Annotated in this window: 8 protein-coding genes and 1 riboswitch; of the genes, 6 read left to right on the forward strand and 2 right to left on the reverse strand. The window is 69.3% G+C overall.

The window, feature by feature from the left end:
• Positions 1-68: 68 nt before the first annotated feature.
• Both AB1609_11485 and AB1609_11490 read right to left on the reverse strand, forming a co-directional pair.
• Positions 69-1,142: a 3-methyl-2-oxobutanoate dehydrogenase subunit VorB gene (locus tag AB1609_11485; GenBank protein MEW6047086.1), complete on the reverse strand. Its 1,074-nt coding sequence runs from the start codon at positions 1,140-1,142 to the stop codon at positions 69-71.
• A 101-nt stretch (positions 1,143-1,243) separates the two neighbouring features.
• Positions 1,244-1,492, reverse strand: coding sequence for a 4Fe-4S binding protein (locus tag AB1609_11490; protein ID MEW6047087.1), 249 nt, complete (start codon positions 1,490-1,492; stop codon positions 1,244-1,246).
• 163 nt (positions 1,493-1,655) lie between these two features.
• Positions 1,656-1,768: riboswitch (SAM riboswitch) on the forward strand.
• A gap of 196 nt (positions 1,769-1,964) precedes the next feature.
• On the opposite strand from AB1609_11490, the gene AB1609_11495 reads away from it, so the two are divergent.
• The 6 genes from AB1609_11495 to AB1609_11520 form a co-directional block, all read left to right on the forward strand.
• The gene (locus tag AB1609_11495; GenBank protein MEW6047088.1) at positions 1,965-3,011 is read left to right on the forward strand and encodes an ATP-binding cassette domain-containing protein; all 1,047 of its coding nucleotides are present in this window, start codon (positions 1,965-1,967) and stop codon (positions 3,009-3,011) included.
• On the forward strand, positions 3,002-3,649 hold the full coding sequence (locus AB1609_11500) for a methionine ABC transporter permease (protein MEW6047089.1): 648 nt from the start codon (positions 3,002-3,004) through the stop codon (positions 3,647-3,649). The genes AB1609_11495 and AB1609_11500 overlap by 10 nt, the downstream gene beginning before the upstream one ends.
• Before the next feature lie 55 nt (positions 3,650-3,704).
• The gene (locus AB1609_11505) at positions 3,705-4,577 is read left to right on the forward strand and encodes a MetQ/NlpA family ABC transporter substrate-binding protein (protein MEW6047090.1); all 873 of its coding nucleotides are present in this window, start codon (positions 3,705-3,707) and stop codon (positions 4,575-4,577) included.
• Positions 4,578-4,777: 200 nt separating this feature from the next.
• Positions 4,778-6,298, forward strand: a complete 1,521-nt coding sequence (locus AB1609_11510; GenBank protein MEW6047091.1) for a Mur ligase family protein — start codon at positions 4,778-4,780, stop codon at positions 6,296-6,298.
• Positions 6,299-6,578: 280 nt separating this feature from the next.
• Positions 6,579-7,031, forward strand: a complete 453-nt coding sequence (nuoE, locus tag AB1609_11515; GenBank protein ID MEW6047092.1) for an NADH-quinone oxidoreductase subunit NuoE — start codon at positions 6,579-6,581, stop codon at positions 7,029-7,031.
• Positions 7,021-7,828, forward strand: an 808-nt coding sequence (locus AB1609_11520; protein ID MEW6047093.1) for a hypothetical protein, incomplete at its 3' end; no start/stop codon positions are given. The genes nuoE and AB1609_11520, both read left to right, overlap by 11 nt.

A 7,828-nucleotide genomic window follows, 5' to 3' on the forward strand; every position in this document is an offset into this window, starting at 1 on the left:
TTAGGCCGGGCCGCCAGCACCCGGGTCCGGGTTTGTTGCGAGACCTCGATGGTTTTGGCCACCTGACCTCACCTTCTTCCCTGGGCTGCTACGTCCGCGCCGAGTTGCTGGTGCATCGCCTCGAGGCGTTTGGCGATGCTCTCGGGCTCCGGCAGCATACCGGCGGTTCTGCCGTAGAATTCCACGGGGCGGCGCCCCTCCACTGCCAGCCGCACGTCCTCCACCATCTGGCCCAGGCTGAGTTCCACGGCCAGGAAGCCCAAGGCCCGGTCCATCACCGACTCGAACGCGGTCTTCGGGAACGGCCACAGCGTGACCGGGCGGATGAGCCCGACCGGGATTCCCTGCCGCCGCAGGGCCCGCATGGCGGCGCGGCTGATGCGGGCGGCCGTGCCGTAGGCGACCAGGAAGAGCCGGCTGTCACCCTCCGGGTCCTCGACGACGGCACGCTGCTCTTTGGCCTCGATGGTGCGATACTTCTCGGCCAGCCGAAGGTTGTGCTCCTCCAGTACGACCGGATCGAGGTAGATCGAGTTGACCAGGTTTGGCGGCCGGCCTTTGGCGCCGGTGGTCGCCCAGGGCCGGTGAGGGCGCTCGAAGGGCTTTTCAGGTGGCAGCACGACGGGTTCCATCATCTGGCCCAGAAGCCCGTCACCCAGCACCATGACCGGATTGCGGTAGCGTTCGGCCAAATCGAAGGCCTCGAAGACGAGGTCGGCCAGCTCCTGGACCGAGGACGGGGCCAGGACGATGAGCCGGTAGTCGCCGTGCCCGCCCCCCCTGGTGGCCTGGAAGTAGTCCGACTGTGCCGGGGCGATGTTGCCCAGCCCGGGGCCACCCCGCATCATGTTGACGATGACGCAGGGCAGCTCGGCGCCGGCGATGTAGGAGATCCCCTCCTGCTTCAGACTGACGCCGGGGCTTGAGGACGAGGTCATGACCCGGCCGCCCGCGCCGGCGGCGCCGTAGACCATGTTGATGGCGGCCACTTCGCTTTCGGCCTGAAGGAAGACCCCGCCCACCTCGGGCAGCCGCCTGGCCAGGTACTCGGGCAGTTCAGACTGGGGGGTGATGGGGTAGCCGAAAAAATAACGGCAACCCGCCCGAATTGCCGCTTCTCCCATCGCCTCGAGACCCTTCATCAGCACTCGCGGGCGCGCGAGGTCGTCGTCCGCCAAGACGTCTCCCCCCTTGGGCCATTACGCTGCGCTCAGCTTCCTGCTCTACTTTCCTGGCTCTCCGGTCAGGTCGCTGCGACGCCGGCCGGGGCAGCCTTCTGGGTCACGGTGATGGTGATGGCTGCCTCAGGGCACATGCGGGCGCAGTGCGTGCATCCCGTGCATGCCTCGGGGTGGACCACCGTGGCCGGACGGTACCCTAGAGCGTTGAAATCGCCGGAGGATAGGGCCAGCACGTTCTCCGGGCAGAAGGCGATGCAGAGTTCGCACCCCTTGCATCGGTCCCGGTCGATCACTATAGCAACCGTTTTCATGGTGTCCACCTCCTTTTGGCTCCCTCCCGGTCCGTGTCATACCCCGCGCCGGTGTGCAAAACCTGCTGCGGTAGCGAAAAGGCCGGAGCCAGGCTGAAGTTGACAGCACTCCCTGCGATGGCTACTATAGGTGCAAACAAATCGATCGGTGCTCTCGGCAGACCTGGTATCAAGAGCGGCGGAGGGACTGGCCCGATGAAGCCCGGCAACCGGCGGCGCGTTTCGCAGCGCCGCAGTGGTGCCAACTCCTGCCGGCATTGCCCGGAGAGATACGAGGTCGGCGCCCCGACTTAGACGGGCAACGGGCCTCTTCCGGGTGGAAGAGGCTCTTTTTTGCTCGTGGAGAGGCATGAGAGAAGCATTGGCGTTGAGCCTGGCAAGACTCCGAGAACGGCGCCATGACGCGCACCTAGCGCGGGCCCCGGGCGAAAAGCCACCCGGGCGGACTGAGGCGCCGGCCTCGCAGCGCCCCATGGTAGTGCTGGAGGAGCTTACCAAGACCTTCGTGCAGGGCGGCCGGGAGGTGGTGGCGCTTCGCGACGTGTCGCTCGAGGTCCACGCCGGGCAGATCTTCGGAATCATCGGCCTCTCCGGGGCCGGCAAGAGCACGCTCGTGCGGTGCATCAATTTGCTGGAGCGCCCCGACCGCGGCCGCGTATGGGTCGACGGGCTCGAGATGACCGCGTTGGCACCTGCGCGGCTGCGCTCGGCAAGGCGGCGCATCGGGATGGTGTTCCAGCACTTCAACTTGCTCAGTTCGCGCACCGTGTTCGGCAACGTTGCCTTTCCCCTGGAGATCGCCGGCACGCCGAGGGCTCAGATCCGGTCCCGGGTGATGGAACTTCTTCAATTGGTGGGCCTTGCCGACCAGGCCGACGCCCATCCCGCCCAGCTCAGCGGCGGCCAGTGCCAGCGGGTGGGGATTGCGAGGGCGCTGGCCCCCGAGCCGCGCGTCCTGCTGTGCGACGAACCGACCTCCGCGCTGGACGCCGAGACGACCGCTCAGATCCTGGAACTCCTGCGCGACATCAACCGGGCCCTTGGCATCACCATCCTGCTGATCACGCACGAACTTCCGGTGGTCCAGGCCATCTGCGACCGGGTGGCGGTCCTGGAGAGCGGGCGGGTGGAAGAGGTGGGAGACACGGTGTCGGTGCTGACGCACCCGAGGTCGGCGGCGGCACGGAGGCTGGTGGGGGCGGCGGCGGATCGGGCGCTGGGCCACGTTCTTGGCCGATGGCGCCAGGAGGGGGAGGCTCTCAAGGGCGAGGGCGGGCACGGGCGGGGCGGGAGGCTGTTCCGGCTGGCCTTCCTGGGGCCCGTTGCAGAAGAGCCTGTGATCGCCAGCGTGGTGCGTTCGTTCGACGTGATGGTCAACATCGTCCACGGCAGCATCGACCGGGTGGGAGCGACCCCGTTCGGCGCGCTCATCGTTTCCATTGACGGGCCACCCTCCTCGGTGGAGGAGGCGGTGGCGTACCTTCGCGGTCGGGGCGTCGAGGTGGTGGAGTGGCCATGACCGCAGGCCTTCTGTGGCAGGCGACGCTCGAGACGCTTTACATGACCGGGGTGGCCACGCTCCTGGCGCACGTCGCCGGCATACCGCTGGGGGTTTTGTTGGTCGTCACGGACCGCGGTCACATCCTGCAGAAGCGGCCGGTGCGCGAGGTGCTGGCGGCGGTGGTCAACATCGGCCGCTCGGTTCCGTTCATCATCTTGCTCGTCGCCATCATCCCCTTCACCCGGTGGGTGGTCGGGACTTCCATCGGCACTGCTGCTGCCATGGTGCCGCTGACCGTGGCCGCCATCCCGTTCGTGGCGAGGGTGGTGGAGACGGCGCTGCGGGAGGTGGACCCGGGCGTCGTAGAGGCGGCGCAGTCGATGGGGGCCACCCCCTGGCAGATCATTACCCGTGTGCTCTTGCCTGAAGCCATGCCGGCCCTGGCCCTGGGGGCCGCCATCACGGCCATCAACGTGCTGGGCTATTCGGCCATGGCAGGCGCGGTGGGAGGTGGGGGGCTGGGGGATCTTGCGGTCCGCTACGGCTATCAGCGCTTCCGCACCGACATCATGGTGCAGACGGTCGTGCTGCTGGTCGTCCTCGTGCAGGGCATGCAGGCGATCGGCGATGCGCTCGCTCGCCGCCTCAGACGGTAGAGCGGCACGGAGGTCAGGATTCCGAAGGGCTCAAGAGGGGGGCAGGCTTCATACCATGACACTGGTGGACAGGCTACTGGCAGGGATTTCGGCGGGTCGGGCCGTCAGGGCCATCGCTGCAGCCGGGCTGGCGGCGGTTCTGGTGCTGGCGGTGGGGCCGGGCGTCGCAGCCCCACAGGCGAGCGCCGCAGCGAGCACCGTCGTGGTGCGGATTGGCGCCACGCCGGTGCCGCACGCGGAGGTGCTGGAGTTCATCAAGCCCATCCTCGCCAAAGAGGGCGTCGAGCTTCGCATCATCGAGTTCACCGACTACGTGCGACCCAACCTGGCGCTGGCCGAAGGGGAACTGGATGCTAACTACTTCCAACACATCCCTTACCTCGAGACCTTCTCGAAGGACCACCGCCTGGAGCTCACGTACATCGCCCGGGTCCACATCGAGCCCATGGGGCTGTACTCGCGCAAGGTGAAGAAGCCCGAGGAGCTGCGCCGCGGCGCCATCATCGCGATTCCCAACGACCCGACGAATGGAGGTCGCGCCCTGCAGCTTTTGGCCCAGGCGGGACTCATCAAGCTCAAGCCCGACCTGGGGCTCAAGGCGACCGTGCTTGACATCACGGATAACCCGAGGGGCCTCGTGATCCGGGAACTGGAAGCCGCGCAGCTGCCGCGGGCCCTCCCCGACGTGGACGGGGCGGTCATCAACGGCAACTACGCCCTGGAGGCCGGGCTCTTCCCCGTCCGGGACGCCATCGTGCTGGAGGACGTGAAGCAGCCTTACATCAGCCCGCTGGCCAACGTCCTGGCGGTCAGGACGAAAGATAAGGATAGCCCGGCCCTGCAGAAGGTGGCAAAGGCGCTGACCTCGGAGGAGGTCAAGCGGTTCCTGCTCGACCGCTACAAGGGCGCCGTGTTGCCTGCCTTCTAAGGCCCCAGGGCGGCCAGGGGCGAAGACCCGCCCGGTGCGCCCGGGGCGGGCCGGGACGGTAGAAGAAGGGACGAACGGTCCACCTGGAGCCGCAAGCTAACGGCGCCGCGCCGGATCCGGCAGAGCCGGCGGATGGCTTTCCGGCCCCGGCGCGGCCGCCCGTTCCGCTGACTGTGCTGCTGGGCAGCGTCCCAAACCTGGTGGCGGTCCTCCCCGACGGTCGCCCCGAGTGCGCCGGCCGGGCAGTGGCCGGGGTCGCGTTTCACTCGGCCAGGGTGCGGCCGGGCTTCTGTTTCGTGGCGGTGAGGGGCGCCCGCGCCGACGGGCACCGGTTCGTGGAAAGCGCCGTTGCCCGGGGAGCCTCTGCCATCGTGGTGGACAGGCCCGAGGTCGCGCGGGCCGTCGCGCGCCGCCCGGAGGGGCTGTGCGTGGCGCTCGTCACGGATAGCCGGCTGGCGCTTGCGTGGATGGCGGCGGCCTTCTTCGGCCACCCCTCCAGGGATCTGGCCGTCGTCGGCATCACCGGGACGGTGGGGAAGACCTCGACGGCGCTTTTCCTGCGGCAGATCCTCAACGGCGCCGGCCGTCTCTCCGGTGCCGTCGGGTCGCTCGGCATCCTGACCCGCCATCACACCGCTCCGTCGCCCCTGACCACCCCCGACGCCGTCACCCTGCAGGCGGCCCTGCGCACGATGGCGGACGAGGGCCTGGCCTGCTCGGTGGTCGAGGTGTCGTCCCACGCCCTGATGCAGAGCCGGGCCGCTGGACTCCGCCTGAGCGCCGGCGTTCTCACCGAACTCCTGCCCCACGAGCACGCCGACGCGCACCCCACTTTCCGGCACTACCTGGCCACCAAGGCGCGGTTTCTCGAGCTGCTGGAGCCGGGCGCCGCGCTCGCCTACAGCACCTCGAGCGCCGAGACCGTTGCCCTTGCCTCCCGGTGGCCGGGGAAGTGGCGCATCCGGTACGCGCTGCTGGACGGAGGGCCAGCCGGCGCGGGTGACGGCGGCCACGCCCCTGCCTCGGGCGAAGGGGAACGGGGCTGCGTGGAAGGCCGGATTCTCTCGATGAGCCTCTCCGGGGTGGAGCTGGCTCTGGCCGCACACCTCGACGGCCAGCGCCCGCCCGCCGTGCGGGTGCACCTTCCGCTCATCGGCCCCCACGCAGCGTCAAACGCCGTCGCGTCCGCCGCAGCCGCCCTGGCGCTGGGCGTGAACTTCGAGCGGGTCGTGGCGGGACTTTCTCGGCTCACGCCTCCTCGGCGCCGAATGGAGCCGGCTTACCGCGGCGAGTTCACCGTCATCGATGACACCACGGGCCATCCGGCCAGCTTCGAGCGACTGTTCCGGACACTGGAAGCGAGCGCCGCCCCGAGCGTGGTGCTGCTCGTGGGCATCCGCGGGAGCCGGGGTGCGGAGATCAACGCCCGCAACGGCCAGGTGATCGCCCGGTGGTCGCACCGGCTTCCCGTGAAGGCCATGGTGGTCACCGACAGCCTGGACGTGGCAGACGAGCTCAACCGCGTCCGGGACGAGGAGCGCCACGCCTTGCTATCCGCCCTTCAGGACGCCCGGGTGCAACCCATCCACTGCCCGGCCCTTGAGGACGCCGTAGCGGCAGCGGTCAACCGCACCAGCCCCGGGGACGTGCTGGTGCTCGCGGGTGCACAGGGGTTGAACCGTGCGGCGGAGATGGTTCGCGCCCTGCTGAGAAGCCGGTAGCCGGAACAAGAGTGGCGCACCGGGATCGATAACGTCCCGCGGGGATGACTTTTGTCCCTACCGGGTCGGGACGGCTGTCCGTGGCGCCAGGACGCGGTCTGGGGGCACAATGGAAGTGTCTTTGTGAAAGTGCACATTGTCACTATACCGTCCCAGCTGGGGGTGCTCGCCTCTGCAGCCAGTCGATGCACGTTCTCCGGGAGACAGACCAGCACCTGAGGCCGGCCGGCCCGTCGTAGAAGCGCAACCGGCGCGCACTTCCGGCGAGGGGGCGAGGCGGTTGCTCGCCACGCGGAGTTCGCCGGACCGGCCGAGCATCATCCCGCTCTTGCAGCAGATCCAGGAGCAGTTGGGCTACCTGCCCCCAGACGGGGTCGTCAGGGCCGCTCGGGCCTGCGGGATGAGCGTCGCGCAGGCCTACGGGGTCGCCACGTTCTACAACTTCTTCCGCATGAGTCCGCCAGGCCGGCACACCATCCGGGTGTGCCGGGGAACGGCGTGCCATGTGCGCGGCTCCGCCGCCCTGCTGGAGCAGCTTCAGCAGGCGCTCGGCATCAAGGCGGGCGAGACGACGCCTGACGGCGAGTTCTCTCTCGAGACGGTGGCCTGCCTGGGCTGCTGCAGCCGCGCTCCGGTGGCCGTGGCAGACGGGGAGATTCACGGCAGGCTCACGCGCCAGGGCCTGACTCGGTTGCTCCAGCGGCTGCGGAGGAGGGAGCACGTTGAGCGATAGCGCGCCGGAAATCCGGGTCGGTGCCGGCAGCTGCGGCCTGGCGGCAGGCGCCGAACAGGTCATCGAGGCGCTGAAGCGTGCGCTGGACGGCGCCGGGGTCGGGGCGCGGCTTCGCCGCGTCGGGTGTATGGGCCTGTGCGAGCGGGAGGTGCTCGTGGACGTCCGGCTGCCCGGCCGCCCAAGTCTCACCTTCGGCCCCGTGTCGCCCGATGCGGCGTCGCGCCTGGTGGATCGGTACGTCCTCAGGGGCATCGTACCGCAGGACCTGCTCGTCGGGGTGGCCCTGGGCGAGCCGGCCGGTGACGTGGTTGCGCCCGTAGAAGAGGCAGCCCCCGCAGCGGCCGCGGCCCATACGGCCGGCGGCAACGGATCGGCCGGCCGCGCCGTCGCGCCGGATGGGGTGAAGACGATACGCCTGCCCAGGGTTGACGAGTTTGCGCAGATGCGCAAGCAGCACCGGATCGTGCTTGCCAACTGCGGGAAGATCGACCCCGGCGACATCCACGAGTACATGGCGGCCGGCGGCTACTCAGCCCTGGAGAAGGCCGTCACCCGGATGACCCCTGACCGGGTGATCGCGGAAGTGGAGCGGTCGGGACTTCGGGGCCGGGGCGGCGCGGGGTTCCCCACGGGGCGCAAGTGGAGGCTGGCCTCCCAGCAGCCCGGCCCGGATCGCTACGTGATCTGCAACGCCGACGAGGGCGACCCGGGTGCGTTCATGGATCGCAGCGTGCTCGAGGGCGACCCGCACCGGGTGCTGGAGGGGATGGCGCTGGCCGCATACGCCATCGGCGCGC

The sequence above is a fragment of the Bacillota bacterium genome (assembly GCA_040754675.1).
GTDB lineage: Bacteria > Bacillota > Limnochordia > Limnochordales > Geochordaceae > Geochorda.